The following is a 26,940-nucleotide window of genomic DNA, read 5'->3' on the forward strand; positions in this document are numbered from 1 at the left end:
AAGCGTCGCACGTCCGGGCCCCGCCGCCCCCGGGGACACCCCGGGGGCGGCGCCCCGGGTCACTCCCCGCGCCTCGCCCCGTCCCCGCCGACCATCCGGCGCAGCCGCCGGGCCGCCTCCCGGCGCAGCTCCCGCCGGGCCCGCCGCTGCTCGCCCCGGTCGATCCGCGGGTCGGTGGCCACCTCGTACCGCCGCACGTACGTCCCCACGAAGCCCTGGAGCGTCGCCGCCGCCGGGATCGCGATCACCGCGCCGACCGCGCCGAGCAGCGCCGCGCCCGCGATCACCGAGCCGAAGGCCACCGCCGGGTGCACGTCCACCGTCCGCGCGGTGATCCTCGGCTGCAGCAGGTAGTTCTCGATCTGCTGGTACACCACGACGAAGACCAGCACCCAGAGCGCGTCCACGGGCTTCACCGTCAGCGCCACCAGCACCGGCAGCGTCCCGGCCAGGTAGGTCCCGAGGGTCGGCACGAACTGCGACATGACGCCGACCCAGACTGCCAGCGCCGCCGCGTACGGCAGGCCGAGCAGTTCGAACATCACCCAGTGCCCGGCGGCCGACACCACCGCGAGCAGCGCCCGGGAGTACAGGTAGCCGCCGGTCTTGGCGAGCGCGATCTCCCAGGCCCGCAGCACCTCGGCCTGCTTGGCGGGCGGCAGCATCGAACAGACCGTCCGGCGCACCCGCGGGCCCTCGGCGGTGAAGTAGAAGGTGAACAGCCCGACCGTGAAGGCCTTGAAGAGCCCGCCGATCACGGTGGACGAGACGCCCCAGGCGTTGTCGGCGGCCTGCTGGACGTAGGTCTCGATGGTGCCGGAATCCTTGAGCAATCGATTCTGCAACTCGCCCAGCGAGAGGTCCTGGTGGAAGGTCCGGTTGATCCAGTCGATCAGGTTGTCGACCAGGTGCGGCAGGTCCCCCGCGAGCTTCGCCACCTGGTCGACCAGCAGGGTGCCGAGCGCGGCGAGGAAGCCCACCACCGCGATCCCGACCGCCACGAACACCAGGAAGGTCCCGACCCCCCGGCGCACCCCCCGCGCGGCCATCCGGTCCACGGCCGGCTCCAACGCCAGCGACAGGAAGAACGACACCAGCAGCATCACGAACAGGTCGATCAGCTGCCGGAACGCCCAGTCCGCGAACTGGAAGGCCCCCACCAGCACCAGGAACAGCACCATCGCCCGCGGCAGCCAGCGCGGCATCCCGCCGCCCCACAGGCCCCCACCCGCCGGAGCGCCCTCGGCGTCCCGGTCCGAATTCTTCTGTTCCGCGCTATTTGTCACCCGAACAGTCTGTCCCATGCCCCCGGGGGGCCGGCAGTCAGCGCAGCACCCCGGAGACGCCCTGGGTGTCGCAGACCACCCGCCAGACCTCCTTGGCCTCCCAGCCCGCCTCCAGCGCCTGCCGCACCGTCCGCCCGCCCAGCTCGCTCATCACGTGGTCGGTCGCGAACGACTCCGCGTACGCCTCCCCGAAGTGCGCGTACATCCGTCGCCAGAACTCCGTCAGCCTCATGCCCCAAGTATCCCGGACCGGGCCCGCCACTCCCCGGCCGTCAGCGCGTACTCGACCTCGCCGTGCTCGCTGCCCGGGATCATCTCCGGGTAGTCCTCGTGGAACGTGCGGACGTACGACAGCCCGCTCTTCTCCATCACCCGCCGCGAGCCCGCGTTCACCGCCATGGTGTACGCCACCACCCGCTCCACCCCCAGCTCCGCGAACCCGAGCCGGACCAGCGCCCGCGCCCCCTCCGTCGCGTAGCCGCACCCCCACGCGGCCTGCCGCAAGCGGTACCCGAGCTCGACCTCCCCGCGCTCCCCCTCCCGCGTCGGTCGGAACTCGAACCACCCCAGGAACGCCCCGCCCGCCCGCTCCTCGGCCGCCCACCAGCCGAGGTCGCCGTAGCGCCGGTAGTGCTCCAGGTAGCGCGGCAGCAGCTCCCCCTCGACCCACTCCCGCGGACTCGGCTTCCCCCCGGTGAGGAAGCGCATCACCGCAGGGTCCCCGTCCAGCTCCACGAGCCGGTCCACGTCCGCCGTCGTGAAGCGCCGCAGCACCAGCCGCTCGGTCGTCAGGAACACGGCCGCACCCGAATCACCCATGCCCCGATCCTCACCCCCGTCCCACCGCCCCGTCACCTGCTTTTCCCCGCCCCACCACCCGACGGGCGCGCGGGGCGCGGCCCGCGCCCCCGTCACCGGGGCAGCACCAGCAGCCCCGCCCCGAAGTACTGCCGTTCCCCGCAGCCCAGGAGCCCCGGGGGGCACCCCGGCGCCGCCGCCCCGGCCAGCAGCGCGGCCAACCCGTCCGCCGCCAGCTCCGGGTGCAGGGCCGCCGCCACCGCCACCGCCCCGGTCACGTGCGCGGCCGCCATCGAGGTCCCCGCCAGCGCCGCGTACCGCCCGTCCGGCCAGTCGGAGACGACCGCCCCCTGCGGCCCGCCGTCCGGGTCGCCGCCGGGCGCGGCCAGCGAGACCCGTCCGCGCCCGTAGTTGGAGTAGGCCGCCGGGTGCCCGTCCCGGTTCACCGCCGTGACGGTGACCACCCCGGGCAGCTCACCGGGCAGCCGTACGCACTCCGTTCCCAGGTGACGCAGGGGCGCCGGCCCCGAGACCCGGTCGTTGGGGCTCCGCTCGTCGGTCCGCGAGGCGCCGAGGTCCTGCCCGTCGTTGCCCGCCGAGGCGACCACCACCGCCCCCGCCCGGCGGGCGTACCCGGCGGCCCGCCCGACGGCCGCGATCAGCGCGGCCTGGTCCGCGTCCCCGGGGCAGTTGTACTTCCACGGGTCGGCGAAGTAGCTGTTGTTGACCGCCTTGGCCCCGTGGTCGGCGGCCCAGAGCATGCCGCAGACGATGTTCTCCGCGTAGTACTGCCCGAGCGGCCCGAGCAGCCGGACGGCGGCGATCCGCACCCCGGGCGCCACCCCGGTGACGCCGTGGCCGTCCCGGGTGGCGCCGACGATCCCGGCGACGTGCGTGCCGTGGCCGCTCTCGACCACCCCGGGGTCGGGCCGCCAGGCGCCGGTGCGGGCGTCGGGCCGGCCGTCCGCGCAGGAGGCGGAGGCCTTCGGGTCGACGGCGGCCCGCAGGTCCGGGTGGGTGTCGTCGACCCCGGAGTCCAGCACCGCGACCAGCACCCCGCGCAGCGCGTCGGCGCTCGGTGCGGCACCGCCGGAGACCGCCGAGGCGTCCGCCGCCCCGCGGGCGGCACCGCCGAGCATGGCGAGGTTCCAGGCGCCCGCCTCCCCCGGATCGGGCACCGTGACGGTCCCCCCGTCCATCCGGTCGCCGCCCGCCCGGCCACCGGTCCCGGCCCCCGCCGTGAAGTCCCCCGCCCCCGTCACCGCCCGCGGCGGCGCGACCACCGGCGCGGTCCTGGTCGCCCCGACGGCGGCGATCCCGGGCCGGCCCCGCACCCGGTCGGCGAACGGGCCGGTCGCGTACACCAGCACGGCCCCGATCTGCGGGTACTCCTGGACCACCTGCCCGCCCGCCGCCCGGCTCTCCGCCCCGGCCCGGGCGGCGCCGGCGGCGTCCTCGCCCTCGGCCAGCACCAGATAGCTGAGGTACGCCCGCCCCGCCCCGGACACGGACGGGACGGCGCCGCCCACCACGAGCGCCATCAGCAGCATCGCAAGCAGCGCCCGGGCGGGCCCGCGGACCCGACGGCGTCGGGCGGGCCCGCCCGACGGGTGCGCCTGCGCCATCGCACGGTCTCCGCTCGTCGGTCCGGTGGGTCACGGGTGGATCACCCATCCGATTCCTCACCATATGAGCGGATTGTGGTTTCTGCTCCCCGGCTTGCACCCCTCCTCCGAACCTCCTGCCCGCCCCCGCTTGTCGGTCCCACCCGGCACCATGGGGGCATGGCGCCCCAGCACCCGACCCCGTCCGCCGACGACCCCCTGGCCGGCTTCGCCCCGGCCACCCGGGCCTGGTTCACCGGTGCCTTCTCCGCCCCCACCGCCGCGCAGGCCGAGGCCTGGCAGGCCATCCAGCGGGAGACGGACGTCCTGGTGGTCGCCCCCACCGGCTCCGGCAAGACGCTGGCCGCCTTCCTCTCCGCCCTCGACCGGCTCAGCACCACCCCTCCCCCCGCCGAGCCGAGGCACCGCTGCCGGGTCCTCTACGTCTCACCGCTCAAGGCCCTCGCGGTGGACGTCGAACGGAACCTGCGCGCCCCCCTGGCCGGCCTGCGCCAGGCCGCCGTCCGACTCGGCCTGCCCGAGCCCGAGGTCCAGGTCGCCATCCGCTCCGGCGACACCCCGGCCGCCGACCGCCGCCGCTTCGCGACCCACCCGCCGGACATCCTGATCACCACCCCCGAGTCGCTGTTCCTGCTGCTCACCTCCGCCTCCCGGGAGGCCCTGCGCGGCGTGGACACGGTGATCCTGGACGAGGTGCACGCGGTCGCCGGCACCAAGCGCGGCGCGCACCTCGCGCTCAGCCTGGAACGGCTGGACGAACTGCTGGACCGCCCGGCCCGCCGGATCGGCCTGTCCGCGACGGTCCGCCCGGTCGAGGAGGTGGCCCGCTTCCTGAGCCCGCGGCGCGGCGCCGCCGTGGTCCAGCCCGCCACTGCCAAGGAGTTCGACCTCTCGGTGGTCGTCCCGGTCCCCGACCTGGACGACCTGCCCGCCGCCCCGGCCACCGGCGGCGCCGCCGGCACCGACCCGCAGCGGCAGGCCTCGATCTGGCCGCACGTCGAGGAGCGGATCGTCGACCTGGTCGAGGCGCACCGCTCGACCATCGTCTTCGCCAACTCCCGCCGGCTGGCCGAGCGGCTGTGCAACCGGCTGAACGAGATCGCCTACGAGCGCGCCACCGGCACCGCCGTCCCCGAGGCGCACTCCCCGGCCGAGCTGATGGGCGGCTCGGGCGCGGCCAAGGGCGCGCCCCCGGTCATCGCCCGGGCCCACCACGGCTCCGTCTCCAAGGAGCAACGGTCGCTCGTCGAGGAGGAGTTGAAGGCCGGCCGGCTGCCCGCCGTGGTCGCCACCTCCAGCCTGGAGCTGGGCATCGACATGGGCGCCGTCGAACTGGTCGTCCAGGTCGAGTCCCCGCCCTCGGTCGCCTCCGGCCTGCAGCGGGTCGGCCGGGCCGGCCACCAGGTCGGCGCCGTCTCCACCGGCGTCTTCTTCCCCAAGTACCGGGGGGACCTCGTCCAGTCCGCCGTGGTCACCGAGCGGATGCGGGCCGGCCGGATCGAGGCGCTGCGCATCCCGCGCAACCCGCTGGACGTGCTCGCCCAGCAGCTGGTCGCGATGACGGCCCTGGACACCTGGCCGGTGGACGACCTGCTCGCCGTGGTCCGCCGCGCCGCGCCCTTCGCGACCCTCCCGCAGTCCGCCTTCGACGCCGTGCTCGACATGCTGGCCGGCCGCTACCCCTCGGACGCCTTCGCCGAGCTGCGCCCCCGCCTGGTGTGGGACCGGGTGGCCGGCACCGTGACCGGCCGCCCCGGCGCCCAGCGGCTGGCCGTCACCTCCGGCGGCACCATCCCCGACCGCGGCCTGTTCGGCGTCTTCATCGCGGGCTCGGACCCCGAGAAGAAGGGTGGTGGTGGGCGACGGGTGGGCGAGCTCGACGAGGAGATGGTCTACGAGTCCCGCGTCGGCGACGTGTTCACCCTCGGCACCACCTCCTGGCGGATCGAGGAGATCACCCACGACAAAGTGCTGGTCACCCCCGCCCCCGGCGTCCCCGGCCGGCTCCCGTTCTGGAAGGGCGACACGCTCGGCCGCCCGCTCGAACTCGGCCGCGCCCTCGGCGCCTTCACCCGCGAACTGGGCGCCCTGCCGCCCGAGGCCGCCACCGAGCGCCTCAAGCGGGCCGGCCTGGACGACTGGGCGGCCGCCAACCTGCTGGACTACCTGGCCGAGCAGCGCGCCGCCTGCGGCCACCTCCCCGACGACCGCACCATCGTGGTCGAGCGCTTCCGGGACGAGCTCGGCGACTGGCGGATCGTCGTCCACTCCCCCTTCGGCGCCCAGGTCCACGCCCCCTGGGCGCTCGCCCTCGGCGCCCGGCTGCGCGAGCAGCACGGCCTGGACCCGCAGGTCATGCACGCCGACGACGGCATCGTGCTGCGCCTGCCCGACGCCGACCTGCTGAGCCTCGACTTCGACTTCAGCAGCCCCTCGGCCCGGTCCGGCCAGGACGAGGCCCCGGTCGGCGCCGACGCCACCCTGTTCGACCCAAGCGAGATCGAGCAGCTGGTCACCGACCAGGTCGGCGGCTCCGCCCTGTTCGCCTCCCGCTTCCGGGAGTGCGCCGGCCGCGCCCTGCTGCTCCCCCGCCGCAGCCCCGGCCGCCGCACCCCGCTCTGGCAGCAGCGCCAGCGCGCCGCCCAACTGCTCGAAGTCGCCTCCGAGTACGGCTCGTTCCCGATCGTCCTGGAGGCCGTCCGGGAGTGCCTGCAGGACGTCTTCGACGTCCCCGGCCTGGTCGAGCTGATGGGCGATCTGGAGTCGCGCGCCGTCCGCCTGGTCGAGGTCACCACCCCCGAGCCCTCGCCCTTCGCCCGCTCGCTGCTGTTCGGCTACGTCGCCCAGTTCCTCTACGAGGGCGACTCCCCGCTCGCCGAGCGCCGCGCCGCCGCCCTCTCGCTCGACTCCCGGCTGCTGTCCGAACTCCTCGGCCAGGCCGAGCTGAGCGAGCTGCTCGACCCGCGGGTGCTCGCCGAACTGGAGGCCGAGCTCCAACGCCTCGTCCCCGAGCGCCGGATCAAGGACGCCGAGGGCGTCGCCGACGCCCTGCGCCTGCTCGGCCCGCTCTCCGAGGCCGAGTTGACCGTCCGCGGCGCCGAGCCGCTCTGGGCCCTGGAGCTGGAGGCCGCCCGCCGGGTGATCCAGGTCCGGATCGCCGGAGAGCGCCGCTGGGCCGCGATCGAGGACGCCGGACGGCTGCGAGACGCGCTGGGCACCCCGCTGCCGGTCGGCGTCCCGGAGGCCTTCACCGAGCCGGTCAAGGACCCGCTGGGCGATCTGATCGCCCGCCACGCCCGCACCCACGGCCCGTTCACCGCCGCCGAGGCCGCCGCCCGCTACGGCCTCGGCACCGCCGTGGTCACCGGCACCCTGCACCGCCTGACCGCCGCCGGCCGCCTGGTCCAGGGCCACTTCAGGCCCGCCGGGAGCCAGACCGACCCCGAGTGGCACACCGCCCACGAGTGGTGCGACGCCGAGGTGCTGCGCCGGCTGCGCCGCCGCTCGCTCGCCGCCCTGCGCCACGAGGTCGAGCCGGTCCCGCCGCGCGCCCTGGCCGCCTTCCTGCCGCAGTGGCAGCACCTGGCCGGCCACCGGCTGCGCGGCCCGGACGGCCTGCTGCGGGTGGTCGAGCAGCTCCAGGGCACCGCCCTGCCCGCCTCCGCGCTGGAGAAGCTGATCCTCCCGGCCCGGCTCACCGACTACTCCCCCGGCCTGCTGGACGAGCTGATGGCGGCCGGCGAGATCGGCTGGTGCGGGGCCGGCGCCCTGCCCGGCAAGGACGGCTGGCTCAGCCTGCACCTCACCGAGAACGCCCACCTGCTGCGCCCCGAGCCCGTCCCGCCCGCGCTCACCCCGGTGCACAGCGCGCTGCTGTCCGCGCTGGCCGGCGGCTACGGCCTGTTCTTCCGCCAACTCGTCCAGCAGCTCCCGGAGGAGACCGCCGAGCCGGAGGTCGTCGAGGCGCTCTGGGACCTGGTCTGGGCCGGTTTCGTCACCAACGACACCCTCGCCCCGCTGCGCGCCCTGCTCGGCTCCGGCCGGACGGCGGGCGCCACCGCCCACCGCGCGCCCCGGTCCACCCCGCGCGGCCGCTACGGCGGTGCCGGCCGCGCCCTCGGCCGGGTCGGCGGCGCCCTGCGCAGCGGCCCGCCGACGGTGGCCGGCCGCTGGTCGCTGCTGCCCGCCTTCGCCGCCGACCCGACGGTCCGGGCCACCACCCAGGCACAGAACCTGCTGGACCGCCACGGCCTGCTCACCCGGGGCGCGGTGGCGGCCGAACGGGTGCCCGGCGGCTTCGCCGGGGTCTACCGGGTGCTCGCCGCGATGGAGGAGCGCGGCCGGGCCCGCCGGGGCTACTTCGTCGAGGGCCTGGGCGGCGCCCAGTTCGCCATGGAGGGCGCGGCCGACCGGCTGCGCTCGGTGAACGGCCGGTTGGAGCGGGCCAGGGCGGCCGAGTGGCCGGCCGCCCGGGCGGGCGAGCCGCCGCAGACGCTGGTGCTGGCCGCCGCCGATCCGGCCAACGCCTACGGCGCGGCCCTGCCCTGGCCCGACCCGCCCGCGGCCCCCGACGGCAAGGAGCCCACCGCCCACCGCCCGGGCCGCAAGGCGGGCGCCCTGGTGGTCCTGGTGGACGGCGAGCCGGCGCTGTACGTCGAGCGCGGCGGCAAGTCCCTGCTGGCCTGGCCGGAGGACGAGGCCACCCGGGCGCTGGCGGCCGGGGCGCTCGCGGCCGCCGTCCGGGAGGGCGCGCTCGGCAGCGTCACGGTCGAACGGGCCAACGGCGAGCCCGCCCTGGGCTCGGCCCTGGGCCGCGCGCTGGAGGAGGCGGGCTTCCACGCCACCCCGCGCGGCCTGCGCCTGCGCCCCTGATCCACGGCCACGGAACCAGGGCCGGAAGACACCGGAGGCCGCGGGGTCGTCGACCCCGCGGCCTCCGGCCACGTCCATCACCCGATCGGCGGTGGCTGTACCTCCACCGGTCCTACCGGCTCCGCGCGCGGGCGCCGGGCCGGTCCGGTCGCGTTCCAGTCTGCGTGGACCGGAATGAGACCGAGTCCCCAGCCGCCGGCCACGAGCAGCCCCAGCGCCGCACCGTCGGTCAGCTGTCCCCGGACCACCAGGAGCCACCAGGCGAGCCCGGCCGCCGAGGCCGCCAGCACCCACCGCACCGGACGCCGTACCCGGAGGAACAGCCGCGCCCGGGCCCGTATTCGGGCCATCGGGCGCGTCTGCGCGTCTGTTCGCACGACCGCCCTCCCTTCGCTCGCTCCGGGCAGGGGCGCCCGGGAGTCGAGGCCGGGATCAGGCGGCGACCACGTCCATCGCGGCGGCCTTGGGCGACATGTTCGCCCGGTCGGTGCCGGGGGCGGGCAGCGGAACCGGTTCGAGTACCGGCCTCAGCAGATCACCTTCGGAGAGGGTGGCCATCGCCGCAAGTTCAGCGAGCGACAGTTCGTCGCTGACCTCGCGCATGACCTCGGACATCCGGACGTCGAGTGCGTCGCAGATGGCGGAGAGCAGCTCCGAGGAGGCCTCCTTCTGTCCCCGCTCGACCTCGGAGAGGTATCCGAGCGAAACCCTGGCTGCCGCCGACACCTCGCGGAGTGTGCGGCCCTGGCGCTGGCGCTGCCGACGCAGTACATCGCCCAGTAGGCGACGAAGCAGGATCATCGGTGCCTCCCTCCTCGGACTGCGGATCGAGATGTCACGACCCCACCGTACCGCCTTGCCCGCTTCGCGTGCGGGGACCCTGGTCGTGTTCACTCTGGGCTGCAAGGCCGTCCCCCTCCTTGTTCCGGTGTCGCACCCGGGTTCGCGGGCCCCTCGTGGTACCCGTAGCGACCCACCCGGCCACCGTCACGCAACTCGTTCGCCACCTGGTTTCTGCCCAACCAGGGTGTTGGATGTAACACGATCCTCCCGCTGTCCCATACCCGCGCGCCCGCCCGGCGATCCCGGTCGGTGGAGGCCCTCCCCACGGGCCCCGGTCGCGCGAAACCGGCCGGCCGTACGAACCGGCCTACCGTGCGAACCGACCGACCAGCAGCTCCAGCGCGGCGGTCACCGCTTCGTGACGGATTGTGGCACGACCGCCCGACAGCAGGGGAGAACTGACCAGAGTTCCCCCCGGGCCGGCGACGGCCAGGTGTACGGTGCCCACCGGCTGCCCGTCCTGGGGGTCCGGCCCGGCCACCCCGGTCGTCGCGAGCCCGTACGTGGCCCCCAGCAGTGCGCGCACGCCCTCGGCCATCTGTCGGGCCACCACCGGGTGGACCGGCCCGTACACGTCCAGCAGGCCCTCGTCCACCCCGAGCACCGAGGCCTTCAGCTCGGTCGCGTACGCGGTGACCGAGCCCCGGAAGGTCGCGGACGCCCCGGGGACGTCCACCAGCGCGGCGGCCAGCAGCCCCCCGGTCAGCGACTCGGCGACGGCGAGCGTGCCGCCCTCGGCCCGCAGCGCGGCGTGCGCCCGCTCGGCCAGTGCGAAGTCCCGCGCCACCGCGTCCCGCACCGGCACGCCCCGCGCCGCCGCGCCGTGCTCCGCCACGTCCCGCTCCGACACCCGGTTCCCCCGTCGCTCAGCGGCCGGCCCGCGCCGCGGTCCGTCCCTCGCGGCGCAGGCGCAGCGCCTGCCCGATGTAGTCCAGCGCGGTGCCGACGGTCAGCAGCACCGCCAGCCCCATCAGGACCGCCCGCCCGGTGGCCAGCCAGCCGGTCAGGTCCAGTACGTACATGCCGACCGCGGTGCCCTGGGTCAGCGTCTTGAGCTTGCCGCCGCGGCTGGCCGGGATGACCCCGTAGCGGATCACCCAGAACCGCATCAGGGTGATGCCGAGCTCGCGGGCCAGGATCACCGCGGTGACCCACCAGGGCAGGTCGCCGAGCAGCGAGAGGCCGATCAGCGCCGAGCCCATGATCGCCTTGTCGGCGATCGGGTCGGCGATCTTCCCGAAGTCGGTGACCAGGCCCTTGCGCCGGGCCAGTTCACCGTCGAACAGGTCGGTGATCATCGCGATCGCGAACGAGGCCCAGGCGACCGAGCGCCACTTGGGGTCGTGCCCGCCGCCGGCGAACAGCAGCGCCACGAAGACCGGCACCAGCAGCACCCGGACCATCGTGAGCACGTTGGCGATGTTCCAGATCCCCGGGGTCGACGGCGCCGCGGCCACCGGTCTGCCCGGGTGGGCCGCGGCCGGGGCGCCGGGCCCCTTGGTCATTCCCCGGCTCCCGAGGCCTCGGCCCCCGACGTCCGGGGCAGTCGCACCTGCTCCAGCGCCTCGGCGATCAGGTCGACGCCCTCGCTGGCGACCACCGTGGCCCGCCAGAACTGGCCGACCGCGGGGGCCTCGACGCCCTCCAGCGTGGTCAGGCCGTCGGTCTCCGGCGCCTGGTGGGCGGAGCGGCCCTCGACCACGCCGTCCTCGATCGACTCGATCAGCACCTCGACCTCGGTGCCGATCCGCTGCTCGGCCCGCTGGGCGGTCATCTCCTCGGCCAGCCGGCTCAGCCGGTCCACCCGGTCGGCGATCACGTCGTCGGCGAGCTTGCCGTCGTAGGTCGCGGCCTCGGTGCCGTCCTCGTCCGAGTAGCCGAAGACGCCGATCGCGTCCAGCCCGGCGTGGGTGACGAAGCGCTCCAGCTCGGCGAAGTCCTCCTCGGTCTCACCGGGGAAGCCGACGATGAAGTTGGACCGGGCGCCGGCCTGCGGGGCCTTGCCGCGGATGGTGCCCAGCAGCTCCAGGAACTGGTCGGTGGAGCCGAAGCGGCGCATCCGGCGCAGCACGGCGGGCGCCGAGTGCTGGAAGGACAGGTCGAAGTAGGGCACCACGTCGGCGGTGCCGGTCATCGAGTCGACCAGGCCCGGGCGCATCTCGGCCGGCTGGAGGTAGGAGACCCGGACCCGCTCGACGCCCTCGATCGCGGAGATCTCGCCGAGCAGCGTCTCCAGCAGCCGGATGTCGCCGAGGTCCTTGCCGTACGAGGTGTTGTTCTCGCTCACCAGGACGATCTCGCGCACGCCCTGCCCGGCCAGCCACTGGGCCTCGTTGAGCACGTCGGAGGGGCGGCGGGAGATGAAGGAGCCGCGGAAGGCCGGGATGGCGCAGAAGGAGCAGCGCCGGTCGCAGCCGGAGGCGAGCTTGACGGAGGCGACCGGGCTGTCGTCCAGCCGCTTGCGCAGGGTGCGCGGGCCGGAGGCCGGGGCGAGGCCGTCGGGCAGGTCGGCGATGGGCTCGGCGGCGGCCTCGGTGCCGTGGCCGGGCAGGGCGACGGTCTCGGCGGCGCTCTGCCGCTCGGCGGGGCTGATCGGCAGCAGCTTGCGGCGGTCGCGCGGGAGGTGCGGGGCGTGGTGGCCGCCGGAGAGGATGGTCTGGAGGCGGTCGGAGATGTCCGCGTAGTCGTCGAAGCCGAGGACGCCGTCCGCCTCGGGGAGGGCGTCGGCGAGCTCCTTGCCGTACCGCTCGGCCATGCAGCCGACCGCGACGACGGCCTGGGTGCGGCCGTGCCCCTTGAGGTCGTTGGCCTCCAGCAGGGCGTCCACCGAGTCCTTCTTGGCGGCCTCGACGAAGCCGCAGGTGTTGACCACGGCGACGTCCGCTTCGGAGGCGTCGTCGACCAGCGACCAGCCGTCGGCCTCCAGTCGCCCGGCGAGTTCCTCGGAGTCCACCTCGTTGCGGGCGCATCCGAGCGTGACAAGGGCGACAGTACGGCGTTCAGGCATAGGCCCAAGATTAACGCGCGGGCTCCGGTGCCGTTCGCCCCGGAGGCCGCGCGCCTCGGATCAGCTGATCATCAGTGGGCCGGACGGCCCCTGTGGTCAGCCCGCCTGCGGGTCTCCGGGGGTGTACGTGACGTGCACCACCTGGCCGTCCTTGCCCAGGAGGCCGAGGTCCTTCCCGTTGACGTACGCGTGCACGGCCCCGCCGTTGCCGAGCACCAGCTTGATCTGCTTGGGGTCGGTGAAGGTCTGGTCCTGGCCGTTGCCGATGTTGTTCTGGAACAGCGACTTGCCGTTGCCGTCCATCGCCGAGACCCAGCTGGTGCCCTCGGCGACCAGCTTCACGGTGACCTTGTCGGCCGGGACGGCGGCGATCGCGGCGGCGCTCGGCACGGGCGCCGGCGGCTGGACGGCGGGGGTGGCGGCGGGGGCCACCGAGCCGGTCCCGGAGCCGCTGGGCAGCGGCGCGCTGGCCGAGCCGGTGGTGCCGTGCCCGCCCTTGCCGCTGACCAGGTTGAAGCCGATCAGCGCGACCACGGCGACGATCGCGGCGACCATGGCGGCCGCCCAGTTCGGCCGGCCGCGCCGGGGCACCTTGATCGGGCCGCTGTCGATCAGCTGGGTCGCCGGGCGCCTGGCGGCGGGCGGGCCGCCGTGCGCGGCGTCGTACCGGGCGACCAGCGCCTCGCCGTCCAGGCCGACCGCGCGGGCGATCAGCCGGATGTTCCCTCGGGCGTAGAAGTCGCCGCCGCAGCGGGCGAAGTCGTCCTCCTCGATGGCATGGACGATCGGCACCCGCACCCGGGTGGCGGTACTCACCTGGTCCACCGTGAGCCCCGCGTCGATCCGGGCGGTGGACAGCACCCGGCCGATGCTCGGGGCATCGGCCGCCTGCACCACGTCGTCGGTCGGCTCGACGGACGGCATGGCGTTCTCGCGGTCGGAGGACTTGCCGATGGTCACGGGGCACGCCTTTCGAGCGGATGGCCACCTGCTGGGGAACAGTCTAGGGGCGCGGGCGGATCGTTTCTCAAGCGGAACGGGCCGAATGCGCGCGCCCGGTCCGACCGGGGTCCGGCACGGCGCTGACGAACCGTCAGCGGAGCCGTGCGGGGGGAGCCCGGCGGTCGCTTTCCGCCGTGTGACGCGGCGTACGGACGTTCGGTTCCCCACACGGCGCCTACCCTCCTCCGAACGAGTGACACCTCGGTCAGGACACGGGCCGCCGGCCCCAGGGGCCGACCGTCAACCCCGAAGGGTGATCAGCACCCCGTCCAGCTCCTCCGGCTTCACCAGCACGTCGCGGGCCTTGGAGCCCTCGCTCGGGCCGACGATCCCGCGCGACTCCATCAGGTCCATCAGCCGGCCCGCCTTGGCGAAGCCGACCCGGAGCTTGCGCTGGAGCATCGAGGTCGAGCCGAACTGGGTGGAGACCACCAGCTCGGCCGCCTGGACCAGCAGGTCCAGGTCGTCGCCGATCTCCTCGTCGATCTCCTTCTTCGGCCCGGCCCCGACCATCACGTCGTCCCGGTAGACGGCGCTCAGCTGGTCCTTGCAGTGCTCCACCACCCTGGCGATCTCCGCCTCGGTGACGAACGCGCCCTGCATCCGGATCGGCTTGCTCGCGCCCATCGGCAGGAAGAGCGCGTCGCCCTTGCCGATCAGCTTCTCCGCGCCGGGCTGGTCCAGGATGACCCGGGAGTCGGCCATCGCGGAGGTCGCGAAGGCCAGCCGGGACGGCACGTTGGCCTTGATCAGGCCGGTGACCACGTCCACCGAGGGCCGCTGGGTGGCGAGCACCAGGTGGATGCCGGCCGCGCGGGCCAGCTGGGTGATCCGGACCACCGAGTCCTCGACGTCGCGCGGGGCGACCATCATCAGGTCGGCCAGCTCGTCGACGATCACCAGCAGGTACGGGTACGGCCTCAGCTCGCGCTCGCTGCCGAGCGGCGGGGTGACCTTGCCGGCCTTCACGGCGGCGTTGAAGTCGTCCACGTGCCGGAAGCCGAACGCCGCGAGGTCGTCGTAGCGCATGTCCATCTCGCGCACCACCCACTGGAGGGCCTCGGCGGCCTTCTTGGGGTTGGTGATGATCGGCGTGATCAGGTGCGGGATGCCCTCGTACGCGGTCAGCTCGACCCGCTTGGGGTCGACCAGCACCATCCGCACCTCGTCCGGGGTGGCCCGGGCGAGGATCGAGGTGATCAGGCAGTTGATGCAGGAGGACTTTCCGGCGCCGGTCGCGCCGGCCACCAGGATGTGCGGCATCTTGGCGAGGTTGGCCATCACGGTGTGGCCCTCGACGTCCTTGCCCATGCCGACGACCATCGGGTGCGTGTCCTCGGCGGCCGTGCGCGAGCGCAGCAGGTCGCCGAGGTTGACCATCTCGCGGTCCCGGTTGGGGATCTCGATGCCGACCGCGGACTTGCCCGGGATCGGGCTGATGATCCGCACGTCCGGGCTGGCCACCGCGTACGCGATGTTCTTGGCGAGCGCGGTGATCCGCTCCACCTTGACGGCCGGGCCGAGCTCGACCTCGTAGCGGGTGACCGTCGGGCCCCGGGTGAAGCCGGTGACCTTGGCGTCCACCTTGAACTCGGCGAAGGTGCCGGTGAGCTGGGCGACCACCTCGTCGTTGAGGGCGCTGCGGGCCTTGGCCGGGCCGCCGCGCTCCAGCAGGTCGAGCGAGGGCAGCGCGTAGGTGACGCCCTCGCCGAGCTGGAGCTGCTCCATCCGCACCGGCGCCGCGCCGTGCTCCTCGGGCGCGCCCGGCCCGCCGCTGCGGGCGGCCGGGACGGCGGCCTCCTCCGGCGGGGCGGTGCGGTCCTGCACCTGGTGCATCATGTCCGCCACCGCGGAGGAGGCGGGCACGCCGTAGACCAGCGCGCCGTCCAGGTCGGCGGCCGCGCCGGCGGCGAGGTCGCGGGTGGCGTACGGGTCCAGCGGCTCCTTGTCGAGGGAGATCCGCTCGGCGTCCTCCGGCTCGTCGGTCTGCTTGCGCCGACGGCGGCGCCGGCGGGCGGCCACCTCGTCCGAGGGGTCGTCACTGCCGGTGTCCACGGTGAACGGCAGCGCGTCGGGGTCGGCGTCCTCCGGCGGGTCGGTGGACAGCTCGCGCTCCGGCGTGCGCCCCCAGAGCTGCTCGTCCTCGGGCCCGGGCTCGACCACGCCGAGCCGTATGCCGACCCCGCGCACCCGGTCGCCGATCCGGTTGATCGGGGTGGCGGTGACCACCAGCAGGCCGAAGAAGGCCAGCAGCAGGAGCAGCGGCACGGCGAGCGCCGGTCCGGCGGCGGCCATCATCGGGGTGGAGACGGCCCAGCCGATGATCCCGCCGGCCGCCCGTATCCGGGACGCGCCGCTGCCCATCATGGGCGCGCCGCAGCCGATGTGGACCAGGCCGAGGACGCCGACCAGCAGCGCGCTCAGCCCGATCATGATCCGGCCGTTGGCCTCCGGCAGCTCCGGGTGGCGCCAGAGCCGGATCGCCATCGCGGCCAGCAGGAACGGCACCAGCACGTCGAGCCGGCCGAACAACCCGGAGACCACGGCGGTGGCCCCCTCGCCCAGCCAGCCCTGCGGGCTGAACCAGGTGCCGGCCGCGGTCACCAGCGCGAGCCCGAACAGCAGCAGGCCCACGCCGTCCTTGCGGTGGGCCGGGTGCAGGTTCTTGGCCCCGTCGCCGAAGCCCCGGAAGATCGCGGCGATCGGGCTGCCCAGGGCGTTGAGCGTGCCCATCAGCACCGACCTGGACGGCTTCGGCAGGGGCGGGGCCTGCTTGGCCGCGGCCTTCTTCGCGGGGGCCGCCTTCTTCGCCGCCGCCTTCTTCGCGGGCGGCTTGCCCGGGGCCTTCGCCGCGGCCTTCCTGGACGCTCCCGGACTCGTCTTACGTGCTGCGTTCCCGGGCGTGCGAGTGGCCATGGGTCAGCAGCCTACCGGGGCGGGCGACCAGTGCACATGTGCCCGAGCCCGGGCGCCCGGACGTGTCGCAGACACACCGTCACCCTGACCGGGATTCACCCGGTCGCAGCACACCGGACCACCCGGACGGGTGAACGCCGACCGCGGGTCAGGAACTGCCCGGACGCATCGCGTCCAGGGCCCGGCGCAGCCCCGCGAGCTTGCGCTCCAGGTGCGCGGCGGTGGCGGCCACCCCGGCGTCCTCGCCCCCGTCCAGCTGCTTGCCGAGCGCCTCCGCCTGCTCCTCGACCGCCGCCAGCCGCGCGGACAGCTCGCCCAGCAGCGCCCCGCCGAGGGCCTGCTCGCCGCCGCCCTCCTCCAGTTGCAGGCGCAGCAGCGCCGCCTGCTCCTTCAGCTGGCAGTTCTTCGCGTACAGGTCGACGAAGACGGAGACCTTGGCGCGCAGCACCCACGGGTCGAAGGGCTTGGAGATGTAGTCCACCGCGCCGGCCGCGTAGCCGCGGAAGGTGTGGTGCGGACCGTGGTTGATCGCGGTCAGGAAGATGATCGGGATGTCCCGGGTGCGCTCCCGGCGCTTGATGTGGGCGGCCGTCTCGAAGCCGTCCATCCCCGGCATCTGCACGTCCAGCAGGATCACCGCGAAGTCGTCGGTGAGCAGCGCCTTCAGCGCCTCCTCACCGGAGGCCGCGCGCACCAGCGTCTGGTCCAGCGCCGAGAGGATCGCCTCCAGCGCCAGCAGGTTCTCCGGTCGGTCGTCGACCAGGAGGATCTTGGCCTTCTGCATCAGGGCTCGCCCTCCTGTCGCCTGCCTGCCGCCCGGTGCAGGCACCCGCGTACTGCCCACCGCTACCCCGGTCATGCTAGCCGCACCCCCTCGCCCGGCACATCGCCCCGTCGTGACCCGATCCGGGGCGGCGCGCAGTCAGTGCTCCGGCGCACGCTCACCAGCGTGTTGCCGTCCGGTCACTGTTCGCAACGATCGGTGACCCTACCGGGTTCCCGGGCCCGACCGCCAGCAAACCGGCCGACCGACCGGCGTGAACCCCGGGGCCCGGGCCGGGGTTCACGCCTCCCCCCGGGTCACGCCCGGTCGCCGCTCAACCACTCGTGCATGACCGACAGCAGGTGGTCGGTCTCCACCGGCTTGGTGATGTGGTCGGTGGCGCCCGCCTGCAGCGACTTCTCCCGGTCGCCCTTCATCGCCTTGGCGGTCAGCGCGATGATCGGCAGGCCGGCGAACTGGGGCATCCGGCGGATCGCCTCGGTGGTCGCGTAGCCGTCCATCTCCGGCATCATGATGTCCATCAGGACCAGCGCCACGCTCTCGTGCTGCTCCAGCATCTCGATGCCCTCGCGGCCGTTCTCCGCGTACAGGACGGTCAGGCCGTGCTGCTCCAGCACGCTGGTGAGGGCGAACACGTTGCGGACGTCGTCGTCCACGATCAGCACCTGCTGGCCGTCGAAGCGGCGGCCGCCGCCGGCCGGGCGGGGCGGTACGGGCTCCACCGTCCGCGGCCCGGCGGCGCTCTCCAGGGCGGCGCTGCGCCGGCGCTCCACCGCGCCGCGGCGGCGCTCCTCGGCCAGTTCGCGGACCTCCTGGGCCCAGTGGTCGGCCGGGTTCTCGCCGACCGGCACCGGCAGGCCCACCGGGGTCACCCCGACCGAGGCCCGCGGCGCCAGGCTGCCCGGGGCGCCCTGGCGCGGGTCGCCGACGGGCTCCGGGGCCTCGGTGCGCAGCGGCAGGTAGAGCGTGAAGGTCGAGCCCTTGCCCAGCTCGCTCTCGGCGTGGATCTCGCCGCCGAGCAGCCGGGCGATCTCCCGGCTGATGGACAGGCCGAGGCCGGTACCGCCGTACTTGCGGCTGGTGGTGCCGTCGGCCTGCTTGAACGCCTCGAAGATCTCCCGCAGCTTGTTGTCGGGGATCCCGATGCCGGTGTCGGAGACCGAGAAGGCGATCAGCTCGTCGTCCGGGCCCTGGATCGAGCCGGACTCCAGCAGCCGCTCGCGCACGTGCTGCGGGACCTCCCGGCCGGCCTGGCGGATCGAGAAGTCGACGGCTCCGGCGTCGGTGAACTTCACCGCGTTGGAGATCAGGTTGCGCAGCACCTGCTGGAGCCGCTGCTCGTCGGTGTGCAGGGTGACCGGCAGGGCGGGCGAGACCCGGACGGCGAAGTCCAGGTTCTTGTCCAGCGCGACCGGCTGGAAGGTGGCCTCGACGTAGTCGACCAGCTGGACCAGGGCGATCCGGGCCGGGCGGACGTCCATCTTCCCGGCCTCGACCTTGGACAGGTCGAGGATGTCGTTGATCAGCTGGAGCAGGTCGGAGCCCGCGCCGTGGATGGTGTCGGCGAACTCGACCTGCTTGGGCGAGAGGTTGCCCTCGTTGTTGTCGGAGAGCAGCTTGGCCAGGATCAGCAGCGAGTTGAGCGGGGTGCGCAGCTCGTGCGACATGTTGGCGAGGAACTCGCTCTTGTACCGGGAGGCCAGGGCGAGCTGCTCGGCGCGCTCCTCCAGGACCTGCCGGGCCTCCTCGATCTCGCCGTTCTTGATCTCGATGTCGCGGTTCTGCTGGGCGAGTTGCTCGGCCTTCTCCTGCAACTCCTCGTTGGTGCGCTCCAGTTCCTCCTGGCGGGCTTCCAACTCGGCGGACCGCATCGAGAGTTCGGCGGTCAGCCGCTGGGACTCCAGCAGCAGGCCCTCGGTCTTGGTGTTGACGCTGATGGTGTTGACGGTGACGCCGATCAGATCGGCGATCTGGTTCAGGAAGTCCAGCGCGACGGTGGTGAAGGAGCTGAAGGTGGCCAGCTCGATCACGCCCAGCAGCCGGCCCTCGAACAGCACCGGCAGCACCACGATGTGGGCCGGGGAGGCCTCGCCGAGGCCGGAGGCGATCTTCAGGTACCCGGGCGGCGCCTCCTTGAGGATGATCGCCCGCTTCTCCACCGCGGCCTGGCCGATCAGCGACTCGCCGGGCCGGAAGGTGGTCGGCATCGCCCGCCGCTGGTAGCCGTAGCTGCCGATCAGGCGCAGCACGGTGTCGTTCTCGTCGTCGTCCTCGGTGATCAGCTCGGCGGTGCGGCCGGCCGGCTGGGCGAGGAAGAAGGCGCCGTGCTGGGCCGAGACCACCGGGGTCAGCTCGGTCATGATCAGCGAGGCGACGGCCTCCAGGTCCCGGCGGCCCTGGAGCAGGCCGGAGATCCGGGCCAGGTTGGTCTTGAGCCAGTCCTGCTCCTGGTTGGTGCGGGTGGTCTCGCGCAGGTTGGCGATCATCTGGTTGATGTTGTCCTTGAGCTCGTCGAGCTCGCCCGCGGCGTCCACGTCGATCCGCAGGCTCAGGTCGCCCCTGGTGACCGCGGTGGCGACCTGGGCGATCGCGCGCACCTGCCGGGTCAGGTTGTTGGCCAGTTCGTTCACCGACTCGGTGAGGTCCTGCCAGGTGCCGTCCACGCCGGGTACCCGGGCCTGGCCGCCGAGCCGTCCGTCGGTGCCCACCTCGCGGGCGACCCGGGTGACCTCGTCGGCGAACGCGGAGAGCTGGTCGACCATGGTGTTGATGCTGGTCTTGAGCTGGAGGATCTCGCCGCGCGCGTCGACGTCGATCTTCTGCGAGAGGTCGCCGCGGGCCACCGCGGTGATCACCAGCGCGATGTTCCGCACCTGGCCGGTGAGGTTGTTGGCCATCAGGTTGACGTTGTCGGTCAGGTCCTTCCAGATGCCGGCCACGCCCGGCACGCTCGCCTGGCCGCCCAGGGTGCCGTCGGTGCCGACCTCGCGGGCCACCCGGGTGACCTCCACCGCGAAGGAGGACAGCTGGTCGACCATGGTGTTGAGGGTCGCGGCGAGCGCCGCCACCTCGCCCTGCGCGTCGATCGCGATCTTCTTGGACAGGTCGCCGCGGGCCACCGCACCGGCGACCTCGGCGATGTTGCGCACCTGTCCGGTCAGGTTCGACGCCATGAAGTTGACGTTGTCGGTCAGGTCCTTCCAGATGCCCGACACCCCGCGCACCCGGGCCTGGCCGCCCAGGATGCCCTCGGTGCCCACCTCGCGGGCCACCCGGGTCACCTCGTCGGCGAACGCCGACAGCTGGTCGACCATGGTGTTGACGGTCGTCACCAGCTCCAGGATCTCGCCCCGGGCGTCGACGGTGATCTTCTTGGAGACGTCGCCGCGCGCCACCGCCGTGGTCACCTCGGCGATGTTCCGGACCTGGCTGGTCAGGTTGTTGGCCATCAGGTTGACGGAGTTGGTCAGGTCCTTCCAGATGCCGGCCACGCCGGGCACGCTGGCCTGGCCGCCGAGGATGCCCTCGGTGCCGACGTCCCGGGCGACCCGGGTGACCTCGTCCGCGAAGGCGCCCAGCTGGTCCACCATCGTGTTGATGGTGTTCTTCAGCTCCAGGATCTCCCCGCGCGCGTCCACCTGGATCTTCTGCGACAGGTCGCCCTTGGCGACCGCGGTCGTCACCTGGGCGATGTTGCGCACCTGATCGGTGAGGTTGTTCGCCATGAAGTTGACGTTGTCGGTCAGGTCCCGCCAGACCCCGGCCGCCCCGGGCACCTGGGCCTGCCCGCCGAGCCGCCCCTCGGTGCCCACCTGGCGGGCCACCCTGGTCACCTGCTCGGCGAAGCCGGAGAGCTGGTCGACCATCGTGTTGATGGTGTTCTTCAGCTCCAGCATCTCGCCGCGCGCGTCCACCTCGATCTTCTGCGAGAGGTCCCCGCGCGCCACCGCCGTGGTCACCTGGGCGATGTTGCGGACCTGGCCGGTCAGGTTGTCGGCCATGAAGTTCACCGAGTCGGTCAGGTCCCGCCAGACCCCGGCCACGCCCGGCACCTGGGCCTGACCGCCGAGCCGGCCCTCCGTCCCCACGTCCCTGGCCACCCCGGTGACCTGCGCGGCGAACCCGTTCAGCTGGTCCACCATCGTGTTGACGGTGTTCTTCAGCTCCAGCATCTCGCCGGCCACCTCGACGGTGACCTTGCGGGACAGGTCGCCCTTGGCGACCGCCGTGGTCACCTGGGCGATGTTGCGGACCTGGGCGGTCAGCCGGCCCGCCATGGTGTTGACCGAGTCCGCCAGGTCCTTCCAGCTCCCGGACACGCTGCGGACCTTGGCCTGGCCGCCGAGCTTGCCCTCGGTACCGACCTCGCGGGCCACCCGGGTCACCTCGTCGGTGAACTCGGAGAGCTGGTCCACCAGCCCGTTGACGGTCCGCCCGATCTTCAGGTACTCGCCGCGCAGCGGGTGGCTCACCCCATTGCTGTGCAGCGAGCGCAGCTCCATCTTCTGGTCCAGGTCGCCCTCGGCGATCGAGGTGAGCACCCGGCCCACGTCGGCCATCGGGCGGGCCAGGTCGTCGATCAGCGCGTTGCAGTTGTCGACCGCCGCCATCCAGGCGCCCTCGCCCGCGCCGGTCTCCAGCCGCTCGTTCAACCGGCCCTCGCGGCCCACCGCCCGGCGGACCCGCGCCAGCTCACCGGTCAGGTGCTGGTTGCGCTCGGCGACCTCGTTGAAGACCGCGGCGATCTCGGCCAGCGGCCCGTCCCCGGGGACGGTCAGCCGGCGGCGGAAGTTGCCGTCCCGCATCGCGGTCAGCGCCGACAGCAGCTTGCGCAGCTCGGCGGGCTCCGCGCCACGGTTGTGACTCACCCGCCGACCGGCCGCGTTCCGCGGCGCGGCCCCGGGGCGCCCACCGCGCGGGGCGGGCGGCGTCGTTCCGGTTGCGTCCTTGGTGGCCGAACTCAACGGGCCCCTCCCACATCGTGAACTGTCCGGTGACCGACCCGTGCCGGTGCGGCACGCACCCGGGCACCGGCCCGGTCGGGCTGCGTACCGGCGGCCCGCGGCGCGCCGGCACCCCGACGACCGTACTGCTCCCACCGGCCGTCGCGGACCCCCCAGTCTGGCAGCACCGGCACCGGGTGAAGGGCCGGTTGCGCTCGGTTCGTACCGCACCGTCCGAAACAGGTGGGCAGAATCACCCTCTGGTGCCAGTTTCGACTCCCCGCCCCCACGGGGAACCAAGCGGAAAGTAGGGTGGAGCGCTGCACCGGGCCACGGCCCGACCCAGCGCCGCCGCTCACCCCGACGGCGCGCACGGGGAGTCGGCGCCGCGCCCCCGGACAGCCAGGGCAAGAGCAGCAGAGGAGAAGTGGCAACGTGGTCACCGCGCGCGCAGCCGCCACCTTCGACCCCGACGGCCGGTCCGCCGCCGCCGCACGGGGCTTCGTCCGGGACGCGCTGCTCGGCTGGGGGCTGCCCGAGGTCGTCGACGACGCGGTCGTGCTGGTCAGCGAGCTCGTCACCAACGCCGTCGTGCACGCCGGCACCGCCGCCGAGGTCTGCTGCCTGCGCGAGGAGGAGAGCGTCCGGATCGAGGTCACCGACCACCACCCCGAGCGCGGCCTGCCCTCGCTCGGCGACGGTCCGGTCGTCGACTCCGACCGCTACGCCGACCCGGACGGCGAGGGCGGCCGCGGCCTGCTGATGTGCTCCGCCCTCGCCGAACGGTGGGGCGTCGAGTACGCGGCCGGCCGCAAGACCGTCTGGTTCCGCCTCGCCCTGCCCGTACACGTGTCCGGCACCCGCTACGCCGTTCCCGCGACCCCCGGCAGCGACCTGCCCAGCGGTCCGGGCCCGGTGCACGTCGCCGTCGTCCAGCTCGACGAGGACGGCCGGGTGCTGGCCTGGAACCCGGACGCCGAGGCGCTCTTCCAGCACCCCGCCGCCGCCGTCCTCGGCCGTCCCTGGGCCGACCTCGCGGTCTGGCCGCAGGCCCCCGCCCGCGGCCTCGGCCTGACCGACACCCTGCGGATGGCCCGCTGGGAGGGCGGCTACGGCGTCCGCCGCCAGGACGGCCGCGAGGTCGAGGTGTACGGCGTCCAGGTCCGGCTGCGCGACACCGAGGGCGTCCCCTCCACCCTCTGCCTGCTCGTCCTCGAACCCGACCGCGCGGTGCTGCGCTCCCCCGCCCGCGCCCTGCCCGGCGAGCGCCCCGACCCGGCCGGCCCCCGGCTCGACCTGCTGGCCGGCCCGGTCGCCACCGACGACCTCGACACCCTGCTGCAGCGCACCGTCGAACGCGCCCGCGACCTGCTCGACGGCGACGCCGCGTACCTGCTGCTCACCACCGACGACGAGGCCGAGTTCGAGGTCCGCGCCGCCACCGGCCTCACCTCCGGGCACCGCCGGCACGCCCGCTTCCCGGTCGGCACCGGCAACCGCTACGACTCCGCCCGGCTGCCCTCCGTCCACGAGGACCTCGCCACCCGGCCCACCGGCCTGCCGTTGCTCTCCGACAGCGGCATGCGCTCCCTGATCACCGTCCCGCTCAAGGTCGAGGGCCGGCTGATCGGCTCGCTCGGCATCGCCGCCGCCGTGCCCGGCCGCTACGACAACGAGGACGCGCTGCGCCTCCAGTTCGCCGCCGACCGGGTCGCCCTCGCCGTCGAGAGCACCCGGCTGACCGAGCTCGAACAGCTGCGCCGCGGCTCGCTCTCCTTCCTGGTCGAGGCCTCCGACCTGCTGGCCGGCACCCTCGAACACGAGCAGACCCTCGCGCTGATGGCCCAGATGGCCGTCCCCACCCTCGCCTCCTGGTGCGCCGTCTACACCACCGCCGACCACTCCTCCCCGGCCCGGCTCGCCTTCGTCCTGCACGAGGACGAGGACCGCATCGACCCGCTGCGCGCCCTGCTCGACAAGACCCCCGTCCCGGAGGCCGGCCCCTCGCACGGCGTCCGGTTCTGGACGGCCCCCGCCGAGACCGCCGAGGCCGGCGGCCTCACCGACGGCCCGGACCTGGCCGGCCTGCTCGGCGAGACCGTCGTCCTCGCGCTGACCGCCCGCAACCGCGTCATCGGCCTGCTGGTGCTCGGCGTCCCGGCCGGCGTCCGGTTCCGCCAGGAGATCCTCGAACTCGCCGAGGACCTCTCCCGCCGGGCCGCCCTCGCCCTGGACAACTCCCGCCTCTACTCCGAGCGCACCGCCACCAGCCAGGCCCTCCAGCGAAGCCTGCTCCCGCCGGACCTGCCGGAGATCCCCGGCGTCGAGGTGGACGTCTACTACCAGGCGGCCGGCGAGGGCAACGAGGTCGGCGGCGACTTCTACGACCTGTTCACCATCCGCGAGGGCACCTACGGCTTCGCCATCGGCGACGTCTGCGGCACCGGCCCCGAGGCCGCCTCGGTCACCGGCCTGGCCCGGCACTCACTGCGGCTGCTCGCCCGCGAGGGCCTGGACGCCCCGCAGGTGCTGCGCCGGCTCAACGCGGCCATCCTGGACGAGGGTTCGCGCAGCCGCTTCCTCACCCTGCTCTACGGCGAGCTGACGCCCCTTCCGGACGGCAGCACCGAGCTCTCCCTGGTCTGCGCCGGCCATCCGCTGCCGCTGCGACTGCGCACCGACGGCCAGGTCGACCGCGCTGCCACCCCGCAGCCGCTGCTCGGCGTCATGGACGACCTCGACCTCACCGCCGAGCGCCTGGTGCTCGCGCCCGGCGAGGTCCTGCTCTGCGTCACCGACGGGGTCACCGAACGCCGCGAGGGCCGGCGGATGCTGGGCGACGACGGCCTCGCCGAGGTGCTCACCGGCTGTACCGGGCTGACGGCCGGAGCGGTCGCGGCTCGGGTGCAGCGCGCGGTCGAGCGCTTCGCCCCGGAGCCGCCGTCCGACGACATGGCGATCCTGACCCTGCGGGTGCCCACCCGGCGTCAGGTGTGAGCGGTCATCCGCTGACGCAGTCACAAATTGTTATATTCACAATGGTACAAGCGCCTTCGGCCGGGTAGACCGATCCCACCGGGGAATCCCCCGGCCGGGACGTGACCGGCGGCTCTCCGCCGGCCCATCACCTTCGACCGCAGCCGCGCACGCTCACAGCCGTGCGCCCTCGGCGCGGTCGCGCGCGGCCCTCATCCCCACTCCTTCTCTCCACCTCTCTGCACTCCTCTCCGCACTCATCCGGACGACACCACAGCGTCACTGCGCCCTGCGCGCGCCCAGAGTGAAAGGAGCCTCCGGTGAGCAACGAAGCTACCGGGGCAACGAACGCCCGCTCCACCGGAGCCGACGCGGGTAACCTCGGCTACCTCGCGCTCGGTCTCACACTGCTCGCCTACGGCCTGCTCTCCACCGGCGTCCTGCACGGCGCCGGAGTCGGGAACGCGGCCGACCTCGCCCTCCTCCTCGGCGGCGTCACCCTCTTCATCGCGGGCCTCTGGCAGCTCCGCGGCGGCGAGGGCTTCACCGGAACCGCCTTCACCAGCCTCGGCGCCTTCTGGGCGGCCTGGTCCGCGGCCGGCGGAGCCGGCAAGAACGCCGCCGGCCTCTTCCTGCTGCTGTGGGCCCTGCTCGGCCTCACCCTGACCGCCGCGAGCTGGGGCGCCGGCCTGCTCGGCCGCGCCGTCTACGGCCTGCTGACGGTCTCCCTGGTGCTCTCCGCCGTCGCCAGCTTCGGCGGCTACGGCGGCCTGGCCAAGACCGGCGGCTGGATCGCGGCCGCCTCCGGGCTCGCCGCCTGGTACCGGGCCACCTCCGCACTGAGCAACGGCTCCTGGGGAAAGCTCGCCCTGCCGGTCAAGTGACCGTCGGTTCAGCCGACCTGCTCCAGCCGCTCCTCGGCGGCGCTGAGGGGCCGGACCTCCGTCCCGGCGGAGGCCCGGCCCCGGCGCCGTGCCGCCACCGCCAGCACGGCGTAGGCCAGGAGCAGGATCGCCACCGCCACGATGCCGTCCAGCCAGAAGTGGTTGGCCGTCACCACGACCACGGCCACCGTCAGCACCGGGTGCAGCACCATCACCCATCGCAGCGAACTGCTCGACACCCGGATCACCGCGACCGCCGCCAGCACGCACCAGGCGACGTGCACCGAGGGCATCGCCGACAGCTGGTCGGCCACCAGCACACCGCCGACCGCGCCGCCGTACACCGACTGCCCGTACTGGGCGGCCACGTCGACGAAGCCGCTCTCCGGGAGCATCCGCGGCGGCGCCACCGGGATGAACTGCACCAGCAGACAGACCGCGGTCGTGATCACCACCGTGTTGCGCACCCACGCGTAGCGCTCGCGGTGCCGCACGAACACCCAGAGCAGGACGCCGAGCATCACGGCGAAGTGCATGGCCGCGTAGTAGTAGTTCGCCAGCCTCACCAGCACCGGGTACGGCGTGACCGCCTTCTGCCACGAGGCCTCGTCCGGCAGTCCGATCACCTGCTCGGTGTGGTGGATCCAGCTCGCGCGGTCCAGCGCGTGGTCCGTACTCATCACCGAGAGGTGCCCGACCAGCTGCCAGAGGGCGAACAGCGCCAGCAGCGTGCCGGCCTCCCGCAACAGCGCGGACAGCGCCGGCTTCCGGCCCTTCGCCGCGGCGTACGCGCCCGCGTAGAGGCCGACGGAGACGGCCCCGGCGGACTGCCAGGTCAGGGTCAGGTTCTGCATTGGCAGAGGGTAACGCAAAAAGCCCCTTCCCGGATGGGAAGGGGCTTTTCGGAATAATTGTTCGGCGGCGTCCTACTCTCCCACAGGGTCCCCCCTGCAGTACCATCGGCGCTGTAAGGCTTAGCTTCCGGGTTCGGAATGTAACCGGGC

At 73.8% G+C, this 26,940-nt stretch carries 17 protein-coding genes and 1 rRNA gene; 3 read left to right on the forward strand and 15 right to left on the reverse strand.

Annotated elements, in window-relative coordinates; all coding sequences use genetic code 11:
- Positions 1-59: 59 nt before the first annotated feature.
- The 4 genes from ACFY4B_RS32210 to ACFY4B_RS32225 all read right to left on the reverse strand — a co-directional run bounded on the left by ACFY4B_RS32210 (position 60) and on the right by ACFY4B_RS32225 (position 3,709).
- The gene (locus ACFY4B_RS32210) at positions 60-1,286 is read right to left on the reverse strand and encodes an AI-2E family transporter (protein WP_387973918.1); all 1,227 of its coding nucleotides are present in this window, start codon (positions 1,284-1,286) and stop codon (positions 60-62) included.
- Positions 1,287-1,323: 37 nt separating this feature from the next.
- Positions 1,324-1,518 (reverse strand): DUF3046 domain-containing protein, encoded by a 195-nt coding sequence (locus ACFY4B_RS32215; RefSeq protein ID WP_117489691.1) that lies wholly within the window; start codon positions 1,516-1,518, stop codon positions 1,324-1,326.
- The gene (locus ACFY4B_RS32220; RefSeq protein ID WP_387973921.1) at positions 1,515-2,105 is read right to left on the reverse strand and encodes a GNAT family N-acetyltransferase; all 591 of its coding nucleotides are present in this window, start codon (positions 2,103-2,105) and stop codon (positions 1,515-1,517) included. The genes ACFY4B_RS32215 and ACFY4B_RS32220 overlap by 4 nt, the downstream gene beginning before the upstream one ends.
- Before the next feature lie 92 nt (positions 2,106-2,197).
- The gene (locus ACFY4B_RS32225; protein WP_387973924.1) at positions 2,198-3,709 is read right to left on the reverse strand and encodes a S8 family serine peptidase; all 1,512 of its coding nucleotides are present in this window, start codon (positions 3,707-3,709) and stop codon (positions 2,198-2,200) included.
- A 159-nt stretch (positions 3,710-3,868) separates the two neighbouring features.
- Between ACFY4B_RS32225 and ACFY4B_RS32230 the strand changes: the two genes are divergently transcribed.
- Positions 3,869-8,581, forward strand: a complete 4,713-nt coding sequence (locus ACFY4B_RS32230) for an ATP-dependent helicase (RefSeq protein ID WP_387973927.1) — start codon at positions 3,869-3,871, stop codon at positions 8,579-8,581.
- Between the two features lie 77 nt (positions 8,582-8,658).
- On the opposite strand, the gene ACFY4B_RS32235 is transcribed toward ACFY4B_RS32230, so the two are convergent.
- From ACFY4B_RS32235 to ACFY4B_RS32275, 9 genes are all read right to left on the reverse strand, one after another.
- The gene (locus ACFY4B_RS32235; protein WP_375877274.1) at positions 8,659-8,958 is read right to left on the reverse strand and encodes a hypothetical protein; all 300 of its coding nucleotides are present in this window, start codon (positions 8,956-8,958) and stop codon (positions 8,659-8,661) included.
- A 55-nt stretch (positions 8,959-9,013) separates the two neighbouring features.
- On the reverse strand, positions 9,014-9,382 hold the full coding sequence (locus ACFY4B_RS32240; RefSeq protein WP_049660741.1) for a helix-turn-helix domain-containing protein: 369 nt from the start codon (positions 9,380-9,382) through the stop codon (positions 9,014-9,016).
- A gap of 349 nt (positions 9,383-9,731) precedes the next feature.
- Positions 9,732-10,211 (reverse strand): CinA family protein, encoded by a 480-nt coding sequence (locus tag ACFY4B_RS32245; RefSeq protein ID WP_387973948.1) that lies wholly within the window; start codon positions 10,209-10,211, stop codon positions 9,732-9,734.
- A gap of 79 nt (positions 10,212-10,290) precedes the next feature.
- Positions 10,291-10,929, reverse strand: a complete 639-nt coding sequence (gene pgsA / locus ACFY4B_RS32250; RefSeq protein ID WP_049660306.1) for a CDP-diacylglycerol--glycerol-3-phosphate 3-phosphatidyltransferase — start codon at positions 10,927-10,929, stop codon at positions 10,291-10,293.
- Complete coding sequence (rimO, locus tag ACFY4B_RS32255; RefSeq protein ID WP_387973930.1) at positions 10,926-12,431, reverse strand: 30S ribosomal protein S12 methylthiotransferase RimO; 1,506 nt, start codon at positions 12,429-12,431, stop codon at positions 10,926-10,928. Before rimO ends, pgsA begins: the two co-directional genes overlap by 4 nt.
- Before the next feature lie 96 nt (positions 12,432-12,527).
- Complete coding sequence (locus ACFY4B_RS32260; RefSeq protein ID WP_375877275.1) at positions 12,528-13,391, reverse strand: helix-turn-helix domain-containing protein; 864 nt, start codon at positions 13,389-13,391, stop codon at positions 12,528-12,530.
- A 282-nt stretch (positions 13,392-13,673) separates the two neighbouring features.
- On the reverse strand, positions 13,674-16,349 hold the full coding sequence (locus tag ACFY4B_RS32265; protein ID WP_387973933.1) for a DNA translocase FtsK: 2,676 nt from the start codon (positions 16,347-16,349) through the stop codon (positions 13,674-13,676).
- A 148-nt stretch (positions 16,350-16,497) separates the two neighbouring features.
- A complete protein-coding gene (locus ACFY4B_RS32270) occupies positions 16,498-17,136 on the reverse strand; it encodes a response regulator (protein WP_049659044.1) in 639 nt (212 codons plus the stop codon).
- Between the two features lie 293 nt (positions 17,137-17,429).
- Positions 17,430-21,938 carry a hybrid sensor histidine kinase/response regulator gene (locus tag ACFY4B_RS32275; RefSeq protein WP_074005718.1) on the reverse strand — a complete coding sequence of 1,503 codons (4,509 nt, stop codon included), beginning with the start codon at positions 21,936-21,938 and terminating at the stop codon, positions 17,430-17,432.
- Positions 21,939-22,511: 573 nt separating this feature from the next.
- Here ACFY4B_RS32275 and ACFY4B_RS32280 point away from each other — a divergent pair.
- Both ACFY4B_RS32280 and ACFY4B_RS32285 read left to right on the forward strand, forming a co-directional pair.
- A complete protein-coding gene (locus ACFY4B_RS32280; protein ID WP_049658769.1) occupies positions 22,512-25,073 on the forward strand; it encodes a SpoIIE family protein phosphatase in 2,562 nt (853 codons plus the stop codon).
- Positions 25,074-25,372: 299 nt separating this feature from the next.
- Positions 25,373-25,936, forward strand: a complete 564-nt coding sequence (locus ACFY4B_RS32285; protein WP_049658771.1) for a GPR1/FUN34/YaaH family transporter — start codon at positions 25,373-25,375, stop codon at positions 25,934-25,936.
- 8 nt (positions 25,937-25,944) lie between these two features.
- Here ACFY4B_RS32285 and ACFY4B_RS32290 read toward each other — a convergent pair whose 3' ends face one another.
- Together ACFY4B_RS32290 and rrf are read right to left on the reverse strand one after the other, a co-directional pair.
- Positions 25,945-26,790: a phosphatase PAP2 family protein gene (locus ACFY4B_RS32290; RefSeq protein WP_387973936.1), complete on the reverse strand. Its 846-nt coding sequence runs from the start codon at positions 26,788-26,790 to the stop codon at positions 25,945-25,947.
- A 59-nt stretch (positions 26,791-26,849) separates the two neighbouring features.
- Positions 26,850-26,940: ribosomal RNA gene (gene rrf, locus ACFY4B_RS32295) — 5S ribosomal RNA — on the reverse strand; the annotation flags it as partial.

Origin of the sequence: Kitasatospora sp. NPDC001261, assembly GCF_042896795.1 — a bacterium.
In the GTDB taxonomy this organism is placed as follows: domain Bacteria; phylum Actinomycetota; class Actinomycetes; order Streptomycetales; family Streptomycetaceae; genus Kitasatospora.

Excerpts from the sequence above, each read along its gene's own strand:
- ACFY4B_RS32215 (WP_117489691.1), bottom strand. The coding sequence starts at position 1,518 with ATGAGGCTGACGGAGTTCTGGCGACGGATGTACGCGCACTTCGGGGAG.
- ACFY4B_RS32220 (WP_387973921.1), bottom strand. The coding sequence starts at position 2,105 with ATGGGTGATTCGGGTGCGGCCGTGTTCCTGACGACCGAGCGGCTGGTG.
- ACFY4B_RS32225 (WP_387973924.1), bottom strand. The coding sequence starts at position 3,709 with ATGGCGCAGGCGCACCCGTCGGGCGGGCCCGCCCGACGCCGTCGGGTC.
- ACFY4B_RS32230 (WP_387973927.1), top strand. The coding sequence starts at position 3,869 with ATGGCGCCCCAGCACCCGACCCCGTCCGCCGACGACCCCCTGGCCGGC.
- ACFY4B_RS32240 (WP_049660741.1), bottom strand. The coding sequence starts at position 9,382 with ATGATCCTGCTTCGTCGCCTACTGGGCGATGTACTGCGTCGGCAGCGC.
- pgsA (WP_049660306.1), bottom strand. The coding sequence starts at position 10,929 with ATGACCAAGGGGCCCGGCGCCCCGGCCGCGGCCCACCCGGGCAGACCG.
- rimO (WP_387973930.1), bottom strand. The coding sequence starts at position 12,431 with ATGCCTGAACGCCGTACTGTCGCCCTTGTCACGCTCGGATGCGCCCGC.
- ACFY4B_RS32265 (WP_387973933.1), bottom strand. The coding sequence starts at position 16,349 with ATGGCCACTCGCACGCCCGGGAACGCAGCACGTAAGACGAGTCCGGGA.
- ACFY4B_RS32275 (WP_074005718.1), bottom strand. The coding sequence starts at position 21,938 with ATGCGGGACGGCAACTTCCGCCGCCGGCTGACCGTCCCCGGGGACGGG.
- ACFY4B_RS32290 (WP_387973936.1), bottom strand. The coding sequence starts at position 26,790 with ATGCAGAACCTGACCCTGACCTGGCAGTCCGCCGGGGCCGTCTCCGTC.